Genomic DNA, 22,267 nt, shown 5'->3' with positions numbered 1-22,267 from the left:
CACCCTTAACCTCACGGCACCTTCCCAATGCAAAGCGAGCGTATGTACGCTGCGCTAAAAGGTTTAGGTAAAGAAGCGCGTTTAGTGATGTTACCTTACGAAGCTCACGGCTACCGTGCTCGCAAGAGTTTACTGCATGTGCTTTGGGAACAAGAGCAGTGGCTGGAGAAATACTTGTTAAGTGACGAAGCTCCTGCAAGCGATGCTCAAGTAAATACTGAGCCTTCTTTAACAGAATAAATTCAAAGCGCGGTTTATGCCGCGCTTGTTAATTTAATTATATGGGGATGAAGACCCACCCTTAATCTCACGGCACCTTCCCGATGCAAAGCGAGCGTATGTTCGCTGCGCTCAAAGGTTTAGGTAAAGAAGCGCGTTTAGTGATGTTACCTTACGAAGCTCACGGCTACCGTGCTCGCAAGAGTTTACTGCATGTGCTTTGGGAGCAAGAGCAATGGCTCGAAAAGTACTTGTTAAGTGACGAAGCACCTGTAAGCGATGCTCAAGCAAATACTGAACCTTCTGTATCAGAGTAAATTGAAAGCGCGGATTATGCTGCGCTTTTTATGCCAAAAAGTGTCCCTCACAATTTTAAGCATTTTATAAATTTTTTCTATTGCGCAGAGTTACAATCTGATGTTCAGTACATCACTACAGCTATTAGTTAGAGAGCAACGGCAAGTAAATTCAACGTAGTTAGAGTTGGAAATTACTACCTGCACGTCTGAATTTTGGTTATTTAGAATGAGGTGAATTATAAATTAAATCATGATTTTATAGTTTATTCTCGTTCGCAATGTCATCCCATTGACATGATAATTACATCTAGCTGTCAATATTACGCTTTAGGGTATCGTGATTAATTAAAACTAAAACGATACCAAGGAAATGTGATGAAATTGAAACCGATAGTAGGCAGCTTATTAATGCTAGGTCTATTAAGTGGCTGTGAGCTAGCAGATGATGATAATGATTTAGAGCCTTTGCGTTACCAACTGATATTAAATATCACAGAGCAAAGTGCTGGAAACGTAGTAATAAGTCCAGAGCGTGCTGATTATGAGCAAGGTGCTATTGTTATGCTAAACGCTCAGGCTGCACAAGGATATAAATTTGTTTCATGGTCTGGCGATATTGGTAACGCAGACTATAGCGCGACTTCTTTAACTCTTACAATGAATAACCATAAAGAGGTTACTGCAACATTTAGCCAAATTACTGAGACACCATCAGCAGGGCAAGTGGTGATCAACGAGGTGCGTTCAAATGAAGGCGGTTATGATTTTATTGAGTTGTTTAATAACTCTGAACAAGCATTTACCTTTAGTGACGCTAATTGGGCAGTAAATGATTTAAAAGGCTTTGAGATTGATAAAGAGCCGGGCATTAAAATTCCACAAGGTACAACCATCGCTGCAGGTGGGTTTTTAGTGATTGCCACAGACCAAACTAGCATTCCATTTGATGCACCAACAGATACTTTAGTTGCCACTGCTGGCGATACTGATTTTGGTTTAGGTAAAGGCGACACCGCATTACTGGTGCACAACAATCAAATTGTAGATAGCGCACATTGGAGTGATGGTAGCCATGTGTCTACATGGGGGCGTTTACCAGATGGTGGTAATTGGCACACTCAAGATGAAGCGCTCGCGCCAACGCCTGGTGCTGCCAATAAATTACCAGCGCCGGTTGATGGTGCAACTGCCGCTAATATTGTGATCAATGAAGTGGTTTCAAAAGGCCGTGATGACGCCGATTTTGATTTTGTTGAGCTGTACAACACATCTTCTGAACCATTTGTTTTTGCAGCTAATGAGTGGGAGTTAGTTGATTTAGACCGTGAAGCGAATAACCAAGCGGGTTTAACTATCCCTGCAGGTACAGAAATTCCTGGCCACGGCTTTATTGTATTATTGCCGAATTTAGTTACGGGTGCTCAGTTACCTAACGGTGCACCCGCAACGGCTATTTTAAATGATAATGAAGACTTTGGCTTAGGCAAAGGCGAAACCATTAAACTAAAATACCAAGGCCAAGTGCATCAACAAGTCAGTTATGGCGATTTCCATGTTAATAGTTATGGCCGTTTTCCTGATGGTATGGAATTTATAGAGCTTGTTGATGAGAATGCGCCACAACTTTATGCCAGCCCTGGACGTAAAAACTTCAAAACTCCTATGCATGTGGGTGCTGCAACTACATTAAATTTCACATCATTTAATGATCAAGAAGCGGCTCTTGAAAGCAAAGGCTTCCGAGTATTTGGTAAAGGTGCAGATTTAGCTGCAGACGTTGAGCCTGAGTATGTCGCCGTATCAGCTGATTCAAGCACTGCATGGGTGTCATTGCAAGAGAATAACGGCCTTGCAAAAATAGACTTAACCACGAAAACTATCACTGATATTTTTCCGCTGGGCTTTAAAGATTATGGTATGGCTGGCAATGAAATCGATGCCAGTGATAAAGATAATATGATCAAACTACAAACCCGCGCAAACGTAGTGGGTATGTATCAACCTGATGGCATCGCAACATTTACACAAGATGGCATAGATTACGTTTTAACTGCCAACGAGGGGGATATACGTGACTGGTTTAGCAACTTCGCTGAAGGTGAGAAAGTTGCAGATATCGTGCTTGATGAGTCGGTATTTACAGACGTAAGTATATTACAAAACAACGTCGAATTAGGGCGTTTATTAGTATCGCAATATGTTGATTCTGATACTGCAGCATCAAGTCATAATAAACTCTATAGTTTTGGTGCACGTTCATTCTCAATCTTCAATGGTGATACCGGGGAGCAGGTGTTTGATAGTGGTTCATCACTTGCCTTTGAAGCTAATAAAGCCGGCGTTTACCCAGATGGTCGCAGTGATGCGAAAGGCACTGAGCCTGAGAGTGTAACAACAGGTATGGTTGCCAATAAGCGCTATGCATTTATTGCTTTAGAGCGTGCTGATGCGGTTGCAGTATATGATATTAGTGATGTTAATGCCGTAAGTTTTGTGCAAATGCTCGTTACCCAAGGTGATTATGCGCCAGAAGGGGTGTTATTTATAACCGCTGATCAAAGCCCAACGTCAAAAGCGCAGCTGGTAGTTGCAAACGAAGACAGTGGTAATATCACCGTCTATAGTGAAAACAACGAAGGCAAGTTTGATTTTGCATCACGCTTGTTAATTGAAGGTGGTGAAGGCGCCGCAGAGATCACGGCTTATGATGCACAAACAAAACGTTTATTCGTAGTAAATAACGGCAGCTTGCTTAACGCTCCTCGTATTGAAGTGATTGATTTTGCTAACCCAAATAACATTGCAACACTTGGCGCAATTGATATTAGCTATTACGGTGCAGGTGTTAATTCTGTCGCAGTATCAAACGGAAAACTTGCCGCTGCGATCGAGTCAGGCGTGAAAACTGATACTGGCGTTGTTGCTATGTTTAACACGAGTAGTTATGAGCTTGAAATGATATCTGCGGTCGGAGCACTGCCAGATATGGTAACTTTCAGTCCCGATGGTAAATTAATCATCACCGCTGACGAAGGCGAACCGAGTGAAGACTATAACGTAGATCCGCTAGGCTCTGTATCAATTATTACCGTGCCAACAATACAGTAGCTAATTCAGATTTATTTAAACTTCATCTATAACAAAGGTCTTTATTGAGGCCTTTTTTATTAATATATTTAAACGATAAAAGCCCGACATTTTTATAATGCCGAGCTTTGGACTTTATTAAGGTTTCCATGAAACGTTATATGTAAAGTGACAACTCTTTACTTTTCGGTTGTCTTTGTTTTCTCTTTACGTATTTTTCGCTTTTCTTTTAACGTCATTTTTGCTGGTTTTTTAGCTTTTTCTTTACTCATTATAAATAACTCCAATTAAATATATAAAAATTAATAAATAAAAATTGAAATGATTTACTCTATATAATTCTCCTTACTATTAATTGCTAATATTTGCCAAGAGTGAAAACATCCATATTCTTTACACTCAAAAATGTGACCTATTTTATGTCCTAAAAGATCAGTACCTATAGAAGAGTGTAATGACACAACATTATTACATAGCCCCTTTTCTGTAGCCGGAACTAAGCTTATACGGCGTTTATAACCCGTATCAGTATGCTGGATGACTACGGTACAGCCAATTTGTACATGTGGGCTAAACTTTGACCAAGGTCGTTGTGAATACTCTATTTTTTGCAACACATGCGCGAGTTTCAGCGGATGTAAAAATGCTGAACTTTGGCTTAAATAGTTTTTATACTTATAAAAAGCAGGGGTTTTGTACCCGAACAGAAAAGCAAACACGGACTAAATCTCCACGAAAACTGAACCGAACTTAAATTTAAAATAATACAGTGAGACTGCCGAGTGTAAGAGTTACACTCGGCTTAAATGTCGAAGGTGAGATTTGTTTTTTGTGGGTGAGATATTAATATAAACATGATGTTCCTCTTATTTAAAGTAATCATACCTCATAAAAATATTATATCAATGATGTTTTATAATTTAAAAATAAAGATATTAATTTAAATTTACTAGTGTGCGTTAATTCCATGTTTTTTTGTGCGTAGCGTGCGTTTTGATACTAAATAATATGCCACAGGAACAAAATAAAATGACAACACAGTGGTTAATACAGTACCACCTGCGATAGCGACGGCAAACGGAGGCCAAAAACCTCCGCCGGCGAGTATGAGTGGTAAAAAGCCACCAACGGTGGTGATGGTAGTGGAGCTGATATGGCGTGAGCAAGTCATCACAGCGGCAACGATTTTGTTTTTATCAGTGAGGGCTTGCAGTGAATTTAACTCTGATAAAATGACAATGGCGGCATTTATGGCCAGTCCCATTAAGCCCAATAAACCAATGATCACAGTAAAACCAAACGGGTAGCCAGCAATAAATACACTGAGCAAGCCCAGCATTGCAGCTTGCAGGGCGTTTATTAAGATTAGCCCTGTGGTGGTAAATGAATTAAATGACATCACCAGTACGGTGATCAATAACACGACAATAATCCCCACTTGGCCAAGCAATTTACTAACCGCTTCGTTGCGTTTTTGCGACTCACCACCGAGCTCTAATCTGTAGCCATGGGGTAATACAAAGCCTGATTGTGCAATGGTGGCGGTCACTTCATTCAGTACGGTTTGCGGTAATACGCCAGTTGCTAAATAAGCTTCGATAATATTAACACGTTCACCGTCACGGCGAGCGATAGAGCCACGAGAAGGGCTCAGTGTTGCACTGGCAAATGATTCAACCACTAGCGGTTGTGCAGTATCTATTTTGTTTGAACTAGCTGGCGTATTTAACTGCGTACTAAATAGCGAGCTAATATCATCTCGGCGCTTATCTGCAACTCTAACACGTACGGGAACGGTTTCGGTATTATCAATAATACTGCCGACCACGACACCATTGAACTGGTTTTGTAGTTGTGTTGCCATATTACTTAGGCTTAATCCTGCATGAGTCAGCGCTGCTTCATCGGTGTTTAACCATAGTTTAGGCGAGCCCGACAATAAGGTTGGACGGGTGTGGGTTATATCGTTATGAGCAATGAGCTGCGTGCGTAATTGTTGGCCCAGTTCAGAGAGAGTATCTAGGCTTGGGCCATAAATACGCATTTCAATTGGTGCATTGAATGGTGGACCTTGCTCAAGCTTTCTGACTAAAGTTTGTGCGTTTGGAAATGCTTTATCAAGTTGTATCTGCAAGCTTTTTATTAACTCGTTGGCACGTTTAAAGTCGGTTACTTTTACCATCGCTTGCGCATAGTTATTGGCGCCGCGATTACGCTGGAGCATATTATAGTAAAAGCTTGGGAAATTAGTTCCGATCATCCAATCGAGCTTTTCAATACCTTCAGATTGCCGAATTAGTTGATCCATTTTCTCTATGGCTTGTCGAGTTGATGTAATACTCACATGAGGGGCAAAATGCACTTCAATTTGAAACATATCGCGATCTGAGGGCGGGAAAAACTGCTCGGTGAGTTGTCCTGCCCCAAAAAAACCGGCAACAGGGAGTATAAAGACCAGTAGTAAAGTGAGTATTGGTTTTTCTAGGCTACGTTTTAACGTTGCTTCAAAGCGTTTACTGAGTTTAGGTGTGCGTATACCTTGATAAAAGATACCAGTACGCTGTTCGTTATTGATAAATTGCCCTGCAAATACCACCACTAAAGAGTGTGAAATCAGGTATGAACCAATTAAGGCAAAAATAACACTTAAGGCAATACCGCCAATAAACTCTCCTGCAGCACCTGGCATCAACACAATCGGTGCAAACGCTAAAATAGTTGTTAGAGTTGAGCCAAGCAGTGGAAGCCAAAAATGTGCCACGGCTTTTTCTACTGCGGCTAAAGCTGTTAGGCCTTGTTGGCGAAAGCGCTGAACAGCATCGGTGATCACAATGGCGTTATCAACCATAATGCCCAGGGCCACGACTAAACCGGTAACCGACATTTGATGAATAGGTAAGCCATAGAGCTGCATACTTACTAACGTAAACAATACGGTTAAAGGTAACGCGGTGCCGACAACCAGAGCAGCTTTAAAACCTAAAGTGATAAATAGTACCACTAGAATAAGCACAAACCCCACGGTAATATTGCTGAGTAAATCGGATAAACGAGTTTGGGTATAACCGCGTTGATCAAAAATATCTTGGAGTAAAATTTGGCTTGGTAAGTCTTGGCTAAAGTTATCGATGGCGACATCAACACGCTTAGAAAAAGTATCGATACGCAAGTTTGGTAACATGCGGATCGCAATATAAATACCGGGTTTTCCATCAATTAATGCAATTTCGTTCACGGGTGTTTTTACTGAGCGAGTAATTTGGGCTACATCAGAGAGTTGATATTGCCCTGCATTTTGATTACTACTTAGTGGAATTGCGCCAATGCGAGCAATCGAGTCAAACGCACCGGTCACTTCAATTTGCATTTGCGATTTGTCATTTGTAAGGGTACCAGCGGCTACTTTTGCATCTGCACCTTGAATAGCTGCATGAATATGCGCTAAAGGAATACCGGCTAAACTGGCTTTTTGTTGATCAACCGCAACTAAAATTTCCTCATCAACTTGGCCAAAAAAATGCACCAACTCCACACCCGAAACATTACGCAATTGATTTTGCAGTTCTTTTGCATAGCGATTAACCGTTGCTAATGTGGTTATATCGTCATTGGCGTTAAGCGATAAGATACGAGTATAAGCATAGCCACGCTCGTCATCTAGTAGCGGTGATGAAGCATTTACTGGCAACTGGTTGTTGACATCACCTAATAAATCACGCATTCGCGACCAAATGGGTTTAACGTTCGTGACTTCGTCTTTTAGCTCAATGGTGATCACTGAGAGCCCAGGACGAGAAATCGACGATAAATGCTTTACTTCAGCTTGGGATTTTAGTTTTTGTTCGATTTTCTCACTTATTTGCACCTCAACTCGTTCAGCACTGGCGCCAGGTAAAGCAGTGGTTACGATAGCGATACGATTAGTTATTCGAGGATCTTCACTGCGTGCTAAGCCACTGATCGCAGCTAAACCACTAACGATAAGTAACGCCACTAAAAGCGCTTGGACACGCCCGTGATTAAATAAATAGCGGATCATCACAGCACCTTGGTTGGTTGATTTGCAACAACATTAACCGAAATGTTGGCCGACAGCTTATGCATGCCATTGGCAACAATTTGCGCACCATTGTGTAATGGGGCGCCAATAAACGCATAGCCATCATGGGCATAATAAAGCTGCACAATGATAGGTTTTAGTACCTTGTTTTTTATTTGATAAACCTGCCAAGTACCGCGCACACCATCGGCAAGGGCATCAAGAGGCACCCAAAAACCGCTTTGTTGCTGATATTGTTGCACTGTTAATTTTGCTAATTGGCCAGCATAAACAACTGCGCTAGTTGGCAAAGCAAAGCGCATTGTTAAGGTTTGTGTATGTGGGTCGATACTCGCTCCTTTACTGATAGATTGTGCAGTAAAGTTTTGTCCGGCAATCTCAATGTCCATGCTATTTTGGATGGTGCTTTGCAGTGTCAGTGGGATCCCCATGCTAACTTGCGCATGTTGGTTTTCGATTAAACGCACAATCGGTGTACTGGCTGCAACAATTTCACCTTGTGAGGCAAAGCGCTGGCCTAAAATACCGTTGAATGGCGCGGTTAAATGTGCCTTTTCAGTGCGGATACTGACTTCATTCAAGTTTGCTGCTATTGCGGCTAGTTCTGCGTTAAGTACAGCGATATTGGTTTTAACTTGGTCAAGTGCCGAGGTGGCCGAGTAGTTCTTTTTATCAAGTTCTGCTAAACGCCTTTTTTCAAGTTTAGCGAAGGTAAGTTGTGCTTGAATTCGTTGTTTTTGCGCCTGGAGTTTTTGTTCTTCGATAACTAAAAGCTGCGTATTTTGGCGTGCAATAATATCGCCTTGTTTTACTTGCTCGCCTTGATCAAAATAAATTTGTGCAATTTTTCCTGGAAATTCAAAACTCAACTTTGCATCGTTTTGTATGACCACTTTGCCACTAAGCGTACGTGTTTGATAATAGCCCGCCTCTTGTTGTACTGTGTAGGCAGCTACATGAACCAGACTTTCGCCATAACATATAAATGATGTGAATAAAATGAATGCACTTAGCAGATATTTTTTCATTATAATATCCTTATTTATCGCCATGTTAAATCAGCGTGGTTAGTCAGGTGCATTAAACACAGTTATGCTTTGTGCTAGACGCAGAATGATTTAGAATTGGACTCAAGAGTCTAATTTTGTATAAATATAAATCAATCAAACTAGACTGTCTAGTTTGATTTGAGGTGAAAATGGAAATAACTACCCTAAGTCGGTCAGAACAAAAACGACAACAAATTATTACAGCTGCAACGACCTTGTTCATGGATAAAGGCTTTCCTAATACCAGCATGGATCAAATTGCTAAATTAGCCCAAGTATCTAAACAAACGGTTTATAGTCATTTCAAAGACAAAAATAATCTATTTGTTGAAACTGTAACAGCGCATTGTTCCTCCTCAAACTTACGTAAAGAGCGTTTTGAGCCAGCGCAAAGCCTAGAGGAAAACTTACTACGTGTTGTGACTAATTTTATTACACTGGTATTTTCACCCGAGGCATTGAAAGTATACGACACGTGCGTAGCGCACAAGGATGAATACCCTGAGTTGGCCTTATTGTTTTATGACGCCGCCCCTAAAGTAGTGATGCAGCAGGTAGAGGTCTGCTTATGTAGTATTGCACAGGCGGGCTTGCTTGATATCGACAACCCTAAGTTTGCGACGTTACAGTTACTGGGCATGGCCACAGGTGATTGGAAATTACGCCATGCACTTGGGCACGCAAAAATTAATGATGTACCGCCAGCAGCATATATTGAAGATTGCGTAAGGCGGTTTATTAAAATGTATCGCTAAGGCTTTTGAGTAACCACTTACTGCAATATAAATTCATCGATAGGTTGTTTAGTTAATTTACCTATTTGCTTAAAAATGAAAATAATTGCTCCGCCTAATAGCACCATAGTCGGCGCCACAATGACTGGGTAGCTTAACCAAGTCATACGTCCTAACTCTTCGGCATAAGCTGTGGTGCCGGGCATACTAACAACAATACTTTTCGCTAAAAAGTAGTTGAGTGTTGCAGATAAAAAGAACGCACTGGCAACAATAAAACCGGCAAGACGCATTTTTGCATCAAATACCGCGGTGTTGTTTTGTTGCTCTAACGAATGCATAAGTTTATCAATATCAAGCAATTCAGGGTTAATTAGTAATTTACGGATCAGCGGATAAGGGGTGTACTGACTGATCAATACAATCACACCAATAATTGCTGGTACCATCGCTTCTTTAATCGCGATATAAGCTGGGTCAAGTTCAAATAAACTGATACCGCCAGTAAGTAGTACGCTGATAATGCCAAGTACTGAGAAAAAGTTTACTTTGCCTGATTGTTTAAGTTCCCACAAACCAAATAACAGCGGAAAAGCAAGTGCTACCACTACTGCCCATACCGGGCCTAACGTATCAGGTGTACTAAAGCGGCTTAAAATCACCGCAGGTAAAATAATATTAAAAATTATATTACTAAAAAAATTACTCTTCTTTTTTGCCGCTGTCATTATGCATCAATCATTGGTATTCAATACATAAAGTATATACACAAGTTACTTTAAGATATAGACCCGCTGTGTTGCAGTAGTTACAAGTAAGTTTAGGATAATTTGCTTTATGCAGACTGCTTTAATGAATCTGAGATTTCATCACAGTGCTGTTTTAAAATTTCGATAGCCAGTTTGGTTTTGCCTGCCAAAATATCTCTTGCTGGGGTAATTGCATACACACTGTAGGTTGGCAGTTGCCAGTCAGTGCATAACTCAACGAGTTCTCCTTCTAGCAATAATGATTGTACTTCTGGCTTTGGTAAAATTGCATAACCAACGCCATCACACACTAATTGAATAATACTGTGCATGTTATTAACCACGATACGTGGTTTTGGGAGCGCTTTTTTTTGGCTGTTTAAACTATGCGTTAGTGGGTGATCTGCAGTGCAATGCGAGATACGAGTATGATGGTTTAACTGCCAAGGCGACAGTGTGCAATGCTCAGCCAATGGGTGACTTTTATGTACACATAATACGAGTGGCCACTTCGCCAAAGGCCGAGCAACTAAACTTGAATCATCCAGCGGGCCAATCGCTATAGCCAAATCAGCGCCCGACTTTATTATATCAAGGGGTTCGTCAGATAAAGTCAGTTGCACATCAAAATCAGGGTACTGGTTGGTTAATTTTTTAAGCGGTTCACTTAATATTCCGCCACCAAATCCAACCGGTGCTACTAACTTTAATTGACCACTAGGGCTGTTTTGTAAAAATTGCAGCTTTTCACCAGCTTGTTTTGCAGCGGTGAGGATGGTTACACAGCTTTGATAATAAATCTCGCCAGCCTCGGTGAGTGTCAGTTCTCGTGGACTGCGATTAAATAAGCTCAACTTAATATCAAGCTCTATTTGTTTGATTTGTTGGCTAATTGCTGATGTGGTCATGGCAAGATCAACTGCGGCTTTACTCATACTACCCGTTTCAACAATGCGCACAAATACAGTTAATGCGCGAAGTAATTTTGTATTCATTTGGTTAAGTTTTACTTAATACTGTTTTAAGAAAATACACATTGTAGAAAAAGGAACATCTCACTACCATGCAAACGCTAATTATTATCATTTAAACTGCATTTGTCACGGAGAAAAATCATGAACACGGTAAGTTGTAAGTTAATACCGTTAACTAGCGCCATTTTAACCGCGCTTAGTTTATCCAGCTCAATAGTGTTAGCTGATGAAATGAAACAAGATATGGAAGTTATCGTGGTATCAGCGTCAGGTTATGAGCAAATGTTAAAGGACGCGCCAGCAAGCATCAGTGTGATTGATCGCGCAGATCTGGAAAAACGCTTTTATCGTGACTTAACCGATGCAATGACCGATGTCCCTGGAGTTGTGGTTACTGGCGGTGGCGATCGAAAAGATATAAGCCTGCGAGGCATGGCTAGCCAATACACATTAATTTTAGTTGATGGCCAGCGACAATCATCACGTGAAACAAGGCCAAACAGTGATGGACCAGGTGTTGAAGGTGCATGGACACCGCCAATCTCTGCAATTGAACGCATTGAAGTGATACGTGGGCCTATGTCGTCCTTGTATGGCTCAGACGCTATCGGTGGGGTGATAAACATTATTACTCGAAAAACACCCCAGCAGTGGTATGGTGAGCTGCGTTTAGACAGTACAGTTCAACAAAGTAGCGACTCAGGTAATACTAATCAAGGTAGTTTTTTCGCAGCTGGTGGACTTGTCCCAGAATTATTAGGTGTGCAATTATATGGGCAGTTTTCAAAACGTGACGAAGATAACTTTACTTCAGGCTTTAGGGGCAAAGAGCAAAGTAACCTTAAAGCAAAGTTTATTTTAACGCCAAACGATAATCACGAAATAATGCTAGAGGTTGGCAGCGCGCAGCAAAAATTTGAAAACACACTGGGTAAAACAGTTGAACCATTGGCGCCGGGTGAAAGCTGTGGCCGAAGAGGTTGCCCAGAATCATCGACAACAGAGTATGAGCAACAAACTTACTCGTTAACCCATAACGGTTATTATGACTTTGGTAACTCGCGCAGCTATTTAAAATACGATAAGTACGATAATACTTCTCGTGAAATGTTTGTTGAAAACACGGATGCGCAAACCAGTTGGACTTTACCGATTTTTGCCGGTCATAACGCGACGCTTGGTGCAGCCTACTTAAAAGAAGTGCTTGATGATTACACGAGTAATAGGATCAGCGAGTTAACCCATGTAGAAAATAAACAGTGGTCGGTATTTGCTGAGGATGAGTGGAGCACCAGCGACAAATTTAAGCTCACCACAGGTTTGCGTTACGACCACGACGATAATTTTTCAGGCCATTGGAGTCCACGTTTATATGGTGTTTATACCGCGTCTAAGGCTATCACTATCAAAGGTGGTATTTCGACAGGTTTTAGAGCGCCTAATATTCGTCAATCAAATGCAGACTGGGGACAAGTAAGTCGAGGCGGCAATATTTATGGCAACCCAGATCTTAGTCCTGAAAAGTCATTGAATTATGAAATGGGTATTTATTACGATCCACGTGGTGATTACACAATCTCAAGTACGGTGTTTTACAATGAGTTTGATGACAAAATTACGCGAATTGCATGCCCACTTACGCAATGCACGGATGGCCAAAATCAGTTTGGTTCAGATCCGACAACCTATGTAAATGTTGATGAAGCCGTGACTCAAGGGTTTGAATTTTCAGTTTCTTACGACTTAACCAGCGATTTAGGTTTAAGCGCTAATTACACTTATACCGATTCTGAGCAAAAAACCGGGCAATATAAAGGCAGTCCTCTCAATCAGTTACCTAAACATATAGTGCAAACATCGTTAAACTGGCAGCCAAGCGATAAGTTAGGGGGGTGGTTACGTGTGCATTATCGTGGTGAGGAAAGTCAACCAACCACAGGACCTTCACAAAGCAGCCTAATTGCACCTAACTACACGTTAGCCGATGTGGGTGGTAATTATGTTTTGACTAAAAGCGTAAAGTTAGGCTTTGGTATTTATAACCTATTTGATAAAGATATCACTGAGAATGAATATGGTTATGTCGAAGACGGACGCCGTTATTGGGCATCGCTCGGGTGGCAGTTTTAATGCATACCACTTAGTAACCCCTGCTTAGGTTAAGTAATAAGGTCTCAATTGAGGCCTTATTTTATAAATGGAGCTTTATAACTAACTGAAAATATAAATAAACTATTGCTGATGAAAAGTTTCTACTCTAAAGTTAGGGTAGCGTGTGTTTCTATTTCGAAGTTTGCAGCAATGTGTTTGGCTTTTAGGCTAGGCTGAGCTTATGTAGTGTGGTAATTCCCCATAAATAGGCGATAACGCAGCATAACTGGCAAACATACTATGATCTAAGTGTTAAACCTAAATTGAACAAATTTTAATCCCGAAAGGTCAGTCTCCTTAGTAAGGTAAATATTTAATTACACGCTATAATAATTAACCAATATGAAGTGGTTAGATAAGATTTTTTAGCTATAGCATCTGTCGCTATGCAAAATAATACGAGGTATTTATTTGAATTTCCTTCGAAGCTTCCATGATATTGTATCTGATCAAAGTCAAAGTTTTGACGAGAAAACGCATAGTTTGCTCAAGTTTGGGCTTGATGTATTTAATTTAGATATCGCGATTGTTAGTAAAATTGAACAAAATATTTATACCGTGCTCTACGTTATAACACCTGATAATTCTTTAGCCTCTGGTACAACGTTTGATTTAGAAGGCACTTATTGTGTACATACACTCGCAGCAAATGCCGCGCTTACTTTTCATAAAGCGTCGAGTAGTCGCATTGCAAACCACCCATGTTACCTAAATTTCCAGCTCGAATCTTATATTGGGGCGCCAATAAAAGTCGGTTCAAATGTATTCGGTACAGTTAACTTTTCATCACCGGCTGTATCAACTCCCTTTTCACAACAAGCCCATGACTATGTTGAGTTATTTGCACAATGGCTGGGTGCTGAGTTTGCCCGCAAGATCACCAATGAACAGCTTATTAAAAACAACAATACGCTGTTAAAATTAGAGGCTGTAGCAAATATTGGCACGTGGGAAGTTGATTTACTCACTGATAAAGTCACTTGGAGCGAGCAAACACGACGTATTTACCAAGTTAGTGATAGCTATGTTCCTGATCTTAATGCTGCGACTGAATTTTTTAAAGCAGGAGAAAGCAGAGAAAGCATCGTTAATGCAGTGAACTCTGCAATACAAAGTGGCGAGAAATGGCATCTCGACCTCGAACTTGTTACCGCTACTGGACAGACTTTGTGGGTATCAACATTTGGTGAAGCTGAATTATTAAATGGTCGATGTGTGAGGTTATTTGGTACCTTACAAGACGTGACTGAATCGGTCATGCTTCGCGAAGAGTTAAAAAATAAAAAAGCAGAAGCAGAGCGCATGTTAGAAGATAGAAGCATGCTACTAGCTAAAATAAGTCACGAACTCAGGACACCATTGAACGGCATAACCGGAATGTTAACTACGCTATTAGGTGAGCGTCGTGAAGATAAGAGAGTTGAAAAACTAAAAATAGCTTTGCGTAGCGCGGATATTTTACTGAGTATAATTAACGAAGTGCTCGACTTTTCAAAAATAAACCACGGTGAGTTAAAACTCGAACCAAATCATTTTTTATTAAAAACAATTTTTGTTGATCTTGCTTCGTTGTACATTCCATTGTTTAGAGATAGTAAGGTTGATTTTCAAACAAATATAACGATAGCAGATGACTGTTGGGCTTATTGCGATAATGCTCGGCTGAGCCAAATTGCGTCAAACTTATTAAGTAACGCGTTAAAATTCACTGACGAAGGCTTGGTAAAATTTAATGCTGATGTGAATGTAGTCGGTGATAAATTAGCCTTGCATCTTGAAGTGTGTGACAGCGGAAGGGGGATGACCAACTCATTTTTAGATTCATTGTTCTCACCTTTTACACAAGAAATAGACGCCAAAAAGAGTAAAGGTGGTACCGGATTAGGCTTGGCAATCGTAAAAGAATTGATTGATTTTATGGGGGGGACAATAACGGTTGATAGTACTTTTAATCAGGGTACGACATTTATCGTGGATATCCCACTTGCAGTCGGCGCCGTACAAATCGAAAATAATCCTCGGGTAAACGTTGTCATAGCGGCAACTAATTTATCGGTTTTAGTTGTTGATGATAACCAAATAAACCGATTGGTACTGGACTCTTCGCTTGAAAAATTAAATATTAAAGCCGATTTTGCAGTTGATGGCGAAGACGCAATTTTAAAGTGTAAGCAAAAAAAATACGATCTTATTTTTATGGATTGCGTGATGCCGCAGCTGGATGGACTTGAGGCCACTAAAATTTTGCGAGCACAACATATTTGTCCTTATGCAGATACCTTAATAGTGGCATTAACTGCAAATACATCATCTACCGATAAAGTTGCGTGCAAAGAAGCTGGCATGGATATGTTTATTTCAAAGCCTTTTAAACTACATTCGATTGAGGAAGCGGTAGTTAATGCTGTAGGAAAGAGCAAAACTAAATAAATAAGCTAGTTTATTAACAGAGAAACATAACGTGGCCTAATATTTGTATGTTTTTTAATGTGGTATTTGATAAAACGCACTATGATTAGTTTTATTATCGCAATATATTATTATTTCTTTATAGCTCTCAACAGCAATGAACCGTATCCTAAGATACGTTATACACTATTACGCAATGATTGATTGCTTAACTGATGGGTACTGTAAATAAATAATAAAGACTGTATTTTTACTGTTTGAGGCATGGAGTTGAATGAAAAATAGTGGTGTGATTTGTCTCTCGGATGTACTTGAACTGATGCTTGACGCTGTTTGCGTGGTTGACAAGCAAGGGGTATTTGTTTTTGTGAGCGCGGCTTTTAAAGACATTTTTGGTTACGAGCCTTGCGAAGTAATTGGTAAACCAATGCTCGACTTTGTTTATAAAGAAGATATTGAGATCACGCTTGACGCAGTAGATACGTTATTATCTGGAGGCTCTAAACCGCGCTTTGAAAATCGTTGGGTGAGAAAAGACGGGCGAGTGGTGCATATATTATGGTCTGTCCGCTGGTCTGATTCACATCAGTTCAGAATTGCTGTTGCTCATGATATCACCGAGCGCAAAAAATTTGAAAAGCAATTACAACATATGGTGGGACATGATCAGTTAACTGGGTTGCCCAATCGCATGCTGTTACTTGACCGAATTCAATCAACATTAACGAAAGCTGACCGACAGCAGGTTGAATTATCGCTACTATTTATAGATTTTGATGGTTTTAAAGAAGTTAATGATTCATATGGGCATCAATGTGGTGATCGATTATTACAAGCCATTGCTGCTCGGCTACAAGGGTGTGTTCGAGGGTCTGATACTGTTGGGCGTTTAGGTGGCGACGAATTTTTAGTCTTACTTCATGGGATTAGCTTACGCTCAGACGTACATAAAACAGCTGAAAAAATCCGCAAAGAGTGCGAACAAGCTTTTGTGATAGATGAACATTCATTACAGCTTTCAGTCAGTATCGGTATCGCCAGTTATCCTGAAATGGGCGAGAATGAACAACAACTTATTCAACATGCAGATCAAGCAATGTATGTTGCAAAAAATGCAGGGGGTAATCGTATTGTCTAAACACGTTACTCCCCTTTGATCAAAATCAACATTTAGCTTTATAACTAATATTTTTACGTCTTTTTTGGTTTGTTAGTTGCTGTCTTTACTTGTAGACATTGAACTGCCAACCGATGCAACTATCACCAAAAGAATGGCTAACCATTGCCAAAGAGTTAATAACTCGCCTAAAATTATAAAGCCAGCAAGTGCCGCAATAGCGGGCTCTAAGCTCATCATAATACTAAACCCTTGTGCAGGCATATTTCGCAGTGCAACCATTTCCAGTGTATAAGGTAGGGCACTTGACATAATAGCAACCAATAAACCTAAAGGGATCACTTCCCAGCTTAGTAGTGCACCACCTTGAGAAATAGCACCATAAGGCACTAATATAAGTGCCGCGACACTCATACCAAGGGCAACAGTCATCCCGCCAGAGCTTTGATTCCCCGTTTTTTTGCCAAATAAGATATAGCCAGCCCAACATGCACCAGCACCCAGTGCCAGAATCACGCCCAGTAGATCGAGACTTTCTTCACCTTTCATATCCGGGAGCAACATTACGATCCCCGATATAGCACAGGCGACCCAAAATAAATCTCGCTTACGTCGCGATGATAGCAGCGCTACCGCTAACGGGCCGGTAAATTCAAGGGCGACCGCAATCCCCAATGGAATACGCTCAATGGCGTAGTAAAATAAAATGTTCATACCGCCTAAGCATAAGCCATAAACAATAATTGGCATGCGTTGACCCAGTGGTGGAAAGGCGCGCCAAGGTTTAAACACTAAGCACAATATAGCTGCTGAGAAACCTAAACGAAGTGCGGTTGTCCCTTCTGGACCAATTATTGGAAACAGTTGCTTAGCAATTGAAGCGCCTGACTGAATAGTCACCATGGCAAGTAATACACATATAACAGCAATGAAAAAAGGAGAAATAACTCGAGACATAACGTATAAAAAATGAAAAAGGAAATTATCTGCAGAGTGTACAGATTAATGTAACAATTTAATATATTTGCGATAAATAGCAGCCATTAAGTGATGCAGGCTCACGTATTAAACAATGCGTGAGCCTTTATTTACCTTATGAACTCTATTGTTTTGTGATCCAGAATTACTTTATCTTTAATGGGTTTTTGCTTTAAGCGTTTAGCGATAAAGAAAAACATAACTGAGAAAAGTGTGGCTATAAAATCAACAGAATAGCTTTCGTAATAGGGGAGCAGAGCTAAATTATTCAGGCCTTGAATAACACTCGAGATGGGTAAACATACGGTTAAAATCGATAATGTTATTAAGCCAGTATAGCTTGCTTTGTTAGCGCCAAGTGTAAAGCAGTAGGCTAAGGAAATAAAAAAAACAACATAGTAACACTGCATATAATGGTGATTAATGTTATTTATCAGTATGTTACTCCATTTTGCTAACAATAATACTGCAACAACAGCGAGCATGGATCCTAAACACACGCCAATCGTTAACTTTGCCATAATATGTGTGCCGGTTTTATTTGCATCTTTTTTCATTCGTTTGTCTATCCATAATAAGTTGCCTGAATAAAAAAGCAATGCGCCGAATAGTCCCATTATAAAGTAAGCCCAGCGACCCCACTCACCGCCATATGTTCCAAAATGCAGTGAAAAGATACTCGCGACAAAATTGCCCCAGAAGCTTTCTTCACCCTGTGGGTAAGTTGATCCGCTGATCTCTAAAGTATACGGGTTCATAAATAAATAATCCGTATCAGGTCCACGTACCACTGCAGAATCATTACTCATTTTAAATACAGCGGAAGGGGACGCTAAATTCAATCGACTGTAGCTAATATGTATTGGCTCATAGCCTGTAGCATAGCCCTTAGCCGCTAGTATTTGTGTATCAATACGTTTCAGTTCGCTGATGTTATAAGCGTGTGTTGCGGTTGGGGGATGCTCAAATAGTGGTTTGTCACCATAAAACTGGGCCAAACCATCATAAATTAAGTCGTGAAAAGCAAATACAATAACAGTAAACGCAATGATCAAATGAAAGGGCAAACTCGCAACGCCAATAAGGTTATGGCTATCTAACCAAAAGCGACTCGGGCCTTTTTCTTTTCGCAGCGCAAAAAATGTTTTTACCAGTGTTGGTAAAAGGATAATTACACCGGACACCAAGGCTAAAAAATACAGTCCTGCAGCAATACCAAGAATGTAAACGCCAGATTGGTCGTGGCCAATTTCACCAATAAAGCCTGCGGTACGGTGTAGGTAATCGATTAAATCAGCAAGTTTATGTTCTGCTTGATCAGCAATTATCAGCTTTTGATCTTCATCAAGATATGCTGTTTGCTGTTGATTATCTAGGTGCATGCCACGAGCTTGACCTTGTGTATACCACGACAGTGGCGCAGCTGTTGTTAAAAGGTCGAGTTCAAAACCTTTTGCCATTTGCTCAGGATAAACAGTGATGGCTTTGTCGACTAAGCTTTGATAGTTTGTAGTAGTGGGATCGGTAAGTGGTGCAGTAGTTGGCTCTGCCCATTGTTGGATTTCATGTTTAAACATGGTCAAACTACCAGCATAAAAGCCGATGAAAAGTACTAAACCTGCAATGATCCCCGTCCATGTATGCACACCTTGGTAGGTGCGTAAAATATCGGCTCTTACTTTCATAATCCACCCCTTAACAGCAAAAATAAACTATACAAGATAACATTTGCTCCACCGAGTATGAGCCAAGCTTGCCTCGCTGAATTAAATAAATAAGTAAAACTAAAGAGCGTGAGCCATAAAATCGGGATCATCCACATATTAAATTGAACCTTGTCTTGGGCATCAATTCCGCCTGGGCCGTACCAAGCAAAAAAAGCAATCAGAATATAAGCCAGCGCTAAACCCAGCAATACACCAGCTAAACTTTTACCAAGCCAAGTTGGTTGAATTTTTTGTCTTTGCTCAGATGTCATTTCTTAGCCCTTTCACTTTAATTAAGCTTGCAAATGGCATGACCATTAAAGCGAGCATCAGTATTAAAATAATAAAGAAGCTTGCTGCTAATTTAGACAGTGTAGAAAAAGAAATGATAATTGCAGTTATAAACAGCATTAGCGCAAGTGTACGCCAGTGTTTAGAAATAGGTTTAGTAAGTAATCTTTGATGGCGATTACTGCAGTAGAGCACAGTTATAGCAATGAGTAAGATAACAATAACGGTAAATTGAGACATAAGAGCAATAATAGTTTATTTTTAATGCCATTCTAAATGATAAGTAAACTCAATTGCAATACTGTAGTTGATATGGTATTTTTTCGCGCAATTTAAAATGTCTCAAAAAAAGGAAATTATTTTGGCTGCTTTATTTAAACGCAATAAGCTTTCACTGCTTATTGCCAGCGCGCTGTTATTTACTCAAGCTCAGGTATTAGCAGATGATGAGGGTAATCGCGAATCAATCGATACTATCGTTGTTACGGGTGAAAAAATAGCAAAATCACTTAAAGACACTATTACCTCAGTTGCGGTCGTCGATAAGTCGTTATTAGAAAATGGTCAGCTAGCATCTGTTTCAGAAGCGCTTGCAGAAATGGCGAATGTAGTGGTGTTAACGGGGTCAGTTCCTGATATGCGTGGTGTGTCAGGTAACGGTGGAGCAACAGGGTTTAATTCGTTTAGTGGTGGCTCTAAAGCGCGAGTATCAACGTTAGTTGACGGTGTAAGTCAGCCGTTTGTCGCTGATTTAACCGGTGATACTGGTTTGTGGGATATGGAGCAAATAGCAGTGTATCGAGGTCCACAATCAACAAGTAATGGTCGTAATAGCATTGCTGGCGCTGTTTATATGACAACCAAAGCACCGACTCAAGACTTTGAAGGCGCAGTGCGAGTCGGTTACCGCAATCAAGATAGCTACCTTGACACCGCAGCCGTTGTTTCCGGTGCATTAGTTGAAGATGTACTTGCTTTTAGGTTATCGACTCAATATGTTGATGGTGAAACTTACAGTAACCCAACTGTCTATGAAACAAATCCGACAGATCGCGATCTAAATAAATTAAACACCTCAAGCACCCGAGCAAAATTACTTTATACTCCATTTGATGATCTATCAATTCAACTAAGTTATTCAAACTACAGTGAAAAAGGAAATTCTGGTCGTCATTATTATGAAGGTGACAACCCATCTGATTATATACCACTGTTTCAACGTATAATGGATACAGATTCAGATACAACACAAATCGATTTTGAATATAAGATTGATGAGAACTTCTCTGTGGATCTGCTGGTGGCATATATGGATTATCATTGGGCGTTTGATGCTTATGAGCCGCTAGCAACAGCAGAATCTGATGTTACTATGGATGAAAAAAATATTACCATTGATGGTAAATTAAACTTCGGTCTTAGTAGTGATTTTTACTCAGGTTTTATTGGCTTAGCTTATTTCGATCGAGATCAAGATTTCGACAGTACTGGAGCAACAGATTATTTTGGTGATGATAGCAGTGATTCGATAGCTATTTACTCAGAGGCAAGCTTCAACCTAACAGATAAGTTAATAGTAACAGGTGGCTTGCGGGTTGAACATGAAAGTCAACTTCGTAACTTTAACATGGCATTTAGAGGCGATACCTTAGCTGAACAGCTAGATGATTCTAATACTATTAAATTACCTACCTTAGCTATTCAATACAAAGTTACCGAGGCAACTACTTTATCAGCCAGTGCGCGGCGTGGTTATAATTCCGGCGGTGGTGCACTCGACTTTAATGCTGAAGATTATTATTACTATGATGAAGAAACTGTTAATACCTATGAGGTAGGCACACGTAGTGTATTAAATAACGGCGACATTAATATCAGTGCAAATGTCTTTTACAATAACTTTGACGGTTATCAGGCATTAAGTTCAGATCGTAGAATTACTAATATCGATGACGCTCATAGTTATGGTTTAGAGCTTGAGGCTTACAGTATGTTAGGTGAGCAATGGCAGTTACATGCTGGTCTAGGATTGTTAAAAACAAAAATTGACGCATCTACAACGTATTCTGAAGCGGTTGGTAACGAACTTAATTCAGCCCCTTCATTTACAGCCAGTTTAGGTCTGTCTCATTGGTTTACTGACAACCTTAAAATCAATGTCAGTGCAAATTATGTCGATGAGTATTACGGTGATCTTACTAACAGTGAAGAGCGCATGGCAGGTGATTACACTATTACTCGCGCTACAATAAGCTATGACACAATGAATTGGTTAATTAGCGCTTATATTAATAATGCCTTTGATGAACAAGGTTATACCAGTGTAGAGCCTGTAAGTGGCAGGTATCCAACTGGTTATGTCTCTGTTGTTAGCCCACAAACATTAGGTGCTTCAGTTACTTATCGTTTTTAGCTACTCTAAAACCTTAGGCTGTTGCTGTATA

At 40.3% G+C, this 22,267-nt stretch carries 14 protein-coding genes and 2 pseudogenes; 8 read left to right on the top strand and 8 right to left on the bottom strand.

What is annotated here, in order from left to right; genetic code table 11:
* Positions 1-15: 15 nt before the first annotated feature.
* The 3 genes and pseudogenes from H5180_RS00325 to H5180_RS00315 all read left to right on the top strand — a co-directional run.
* A pseudogene (locus H5180_RS00325) lies at positions 16-240 on the top strand (alpha/beta hydrolase family protein); the annotation flags it as partial.
* 71 nt (positions 241-311) lie between these two features.
* Positions 312-536: pseudogene (locus H5180_RS00320) on the top strand (alpha/beta hydrolase family protein); the annotation flags it as partial.
* A gap of 357 nt (positions 537-893) precedes the next feature.
* Complete coding sequence (locus H5180_RS00315; protein ID WP_182757416.1) at positions 894-3,626, top strand: choice-of-anchor I family protein; 2,733 nt, start codon at positions 894-896, stop codon at positions 3,624-3,626.
* A gap of 305 nt (positions 3,627-3,931) precedes the next feature.
* Here the strand turns inward: H5180_RS00315 and H5180_RS23795 are convergent, their stop codons facing one another.
* The 3 genes from H5180_RS23795 to H5180_RS00300 form a co-directional block, all read right to left on the bottom strand.
* Positions 3,932-4,222, bottom strand: a complete 291-nt coding sequence (locus H5180_RS23795) for a GreA/GreB family elongation factor (RefSeq protein ID WP_392344896.1) — start codon at positions 4,220-4,222, stop codon at positions 3,932-3,934.
* 332 nt (positions 4,223-4,554) lie between these two features.
* A complete protein-coding gene (locus H5180_RS00305; RefSeq protein ID WP_182757414.1) occupies positions 4,555-7,644 on the bottom strand; it encodes an efflux RND transporter permease subunit in 3,090 nt (1,029 codons plus the stop codon).
* On the bottom strand, positions 7,644-8,693 hold the full coding sequence (locus tag H5180_RS00300; protein ID WP_182757413.1) for an efflux RND transporter periplasmic adaptor subunit: 1,050 nt from the start codon (positions 8,691-8,693) through the stop codon (positions 7,644-7,646). The genes H5180_RS00305 and H5180_RS00300 overlap by 1 nt, the downstream gene beginning before the upstream one ends.
* Before the next feature lie 170 nt (positions 8,694-8,863).
* On the opposite strand from H5180_RS00300, the gene H5180_RS00295 reads away from it, so the two are divergent.
* Positions 8,864-9,469, top strand: a complete 606-nt coding sequence (locus H5180_RS00295; RefSeq protein WP_145234238.1) for a TetR/AcrR family transcriptional regulator — start codon at positions 8,864-8,866, stop codon at positions 9,467-9,469.
* 17 nt (positions 9,470-9,486) lie between these two features.
* On the opposite strand, the gene H5180_RS00290 is transcribed toward H5180_RS00295, so the two are convergent.
* The gene (locus H5180_RS00290; protein WP_149980025.1) at positions 9,487-10,176 is read right to left on the bottom strand and encodes a VC0807 family protein; all 690 of its coding nucleotides are present in this window, start codon (positions 10,174-10,176) and stop codon (positions 9,487-9,489) included.
* A 107-nt stretch (positions 10,177-10,283) separates the two neighbouring features.
* The gene (locus H5180_RS00285; RefSeq protein WP_182757412.1) at positions 10,284-11,192 is read right to left on the bottom strand and encodes a LysR family transcriptional regulator; all 909 of its coding nucleotides are present in this window, start codon (positions 11,190-11,192) and stop codon (positions 10,284-10,286) included.
* Positions 11,193-11,312: 120 nt separating this feature from the next.
* Between H5180_RS00285 and H5180_RS00280 the strand changes: the two genes are divergently transcribed.
* The 3 genes from H5180_RS00280 to H5180_RS00270 all read left to right on the top strand — a co-directional run bounded on the left by H5180_RS00280 (position 11,313) and on the right by H5180_RS00270 (position 16,869).
* Positions 11,313-13,301 (top strand): ligand-gated channel protein, encoded by a 1,989-nt coding sequence (locus H5180_RS00280; RefSeq protein WP_149980027.1) that lies wholly within the window; start codon positions 11,313-11,315, stop codon positions 13,299-13,301.
* A 432-nt stretch (positions 13,302-13,733) separates the two neighbouring features.
* Positions 13,734-15,752: an ATP-binding protein gene (locus H5180_RS00275; protein ID WP_182757411.1), complete on the top strand. Its 2,019-nt coding sequence runs from the start codon at positions 13,734-13,736 to the stop codon at positions 15,750-15,752.
* 253 nt (positions 15,753-16,005) lie between these two features.
* Positions 16,006-16,869: a diguanylate cyclase domain-containing protein gene (locus H5180_RS00270; RefSeq protein ID WP_182757410.1), complete on the top strand. Its 864-nt coding sequence runs from the start codon at positions 16,006-16,008 to the stop codon at positions 16,867-16,869.
* Positions 16,870-16,941: 72 nt separating this feature from the next.
* Here the strand turns inward: H5180_RS00270 and H5180_RS00265 are convergent, their stop codons facing one another.
* The 3 genes from H5180_RS00265 to H5180_RS00255 form a co-directional block, all read right to left on the bottom strand.
* A complete protein-coding gene (locus H5180_RS00265; protein WP_145234226.1) occupies positions 16,942-17,805 on the bottom strand; it encodes a DMT family transporter in 864 nt (287 codons plus the stop codon).
* Positions 17,806-17,936: 131 nt separating this feature from the next.
* Positions 17,937-19,511: a PepSY domain-containing protein gene (locus H5180_RS00260; RefSeq protein WP_182757409.1), complete on the bottom strand. Its 1,575-nt coding sequence runs from the start codon at positions 19,509-19,511 to the stop codon at positions 17,937-17,939.
* Positions 19,508-19,804 carry a hypothetical protein gene (locus H5180_RS00255; RefSeq protein WP_145234221.1) on the bottom strand — a complete coding sequence of 99 codons (297 nt, stop codon included), beginning with the start codon at positions 19,802-19,804 and terminating at the stop codon, positions 19,508-19,510. Before H5180_RS00255 ends, H5180_RS00260 begins: the two co-directional genes overlap by 4 nt.
* Positions 19,805-20,160: 356 nt before the next feature.
* Here H5180_RS00255 and H5180_RS00250 point away from each other — a divergent pair, with 356 nt between their 5' ends.
* Positions 20,161-22,236 carry a TonB-dependent receptor gene (locus tag H5180_RS00250; protein WP_179959130.1) on the top strand — a complete coding sequence of 692 codons (2,076 nt, stop codon included), beginning with the start codon at positions 20,161-20,163 and terminating at the stop codon, positions 22,234-22,236.
* Positions 22,237-22,267: the final 31 nt, after the last annotated feature.

It is taken from the genome of Pseudoalteromonas sp. SR41-4 (assembly GCF_014163985.1).
GTDB lineage: Bacteria > Pseudomonadota > Gammaproteobacteria > Enterobacterales > Alteromonadaceae > Pseudoalteromonas > Pseudoalteromonas rhizosphaerae.
The sequence above is the reverse complement of the archived record's forward strand: the minus strand, read 5'-3'. Positions and strand labels throughout refer to the sequence as shown.

Excerpts from the sequence above, each read along its gene's own strand:
- H5180_RS00315 (WP_182757416.1), top strand. The coding sequence starts at position 894 with ATGAAATTGAAACCGATAGTAGGCAGCTTATTAATGCTAGGTCTATTA.
- H5180_RS00305 (WP_182757414.1), bottom strand. The coding sequence starts at position 7,644 with ATGATCCGCTATTTATTTAATCACGGGCGTGTCCAAGCGCTTTTAGTG.
- H5180_RS00300 (WP_182757413.1), bottom strand. The coding sequence starts at position 8,693 with ATGAAAAAATATCTGCTAAGTGCATTCATTTTATTCACATCATTTATA.
- H5180_RS00295 (WP_145234238.1), top strand. The coding sequence starts at position 8,864 with ATGGAAATAACTACCCTAAGTCGGTCAGAACAAAAACGACAACAAATT.
- H5180_RS00290 (WP_149980025.1), bottom strand. The coding sequence starts at position 10,176 with ATGACAGCGGCAAAAAAGAAGAGTAATTTTTTTAGTAATATAATTTTT.
- H5180_RS00285 (WP_182757412.1), bottom strand. The coding sequence starts at position 11,192 with ATGAATACAAAATTACTTCGCGCATTAACTGTATTTGTGCGCATTGTT.
- H5180_RS00280 (WP_149980027.1), top strand. The coding sequence starts at position 11,313 with ATGAACACGGTAAGTTGTAAGTTAATACCGTTAACTAGCGCCATTTTA.
- H5180_RS00270 (WP_182757410.1), top strand. The coding sequence starts at position 16,006 with ATGAAAAATAGTGGTGTGATTTGTCTCTCGGATGTACTTGAACTGATG.
- H5180_RS00265 (WP_145234226.1), bottom strand. The coding sequence starts at position 17,805 with ATGTCTCGAGTTATTTCTCCTTTTTTCATTGCTGTTATATGTGTATTA.
- H5180_RS00260 (WP_182757409.1), bottom strand. The coding sequence starts at position 19,511 with ATGAAAGTAAGAGCCGATATTTTACGCACCTACCAAGGTGTGCATACA.
- H5180_RS00255 (WP_145234221.1), bottom strand. The coding sequence starts at position 19,804 with ATGACATCTGAGCAAAGACAAAAAATTCAACCAACTTGGCTTGGTAAA.
- H5180_RS00250 (WP_179959130.1), top strand. The coding sequence starts at position 20,161 with ATGTCTCAAAAAAAGGAAATTATTTTGGCTGCTTTATTTAAACGCAAT.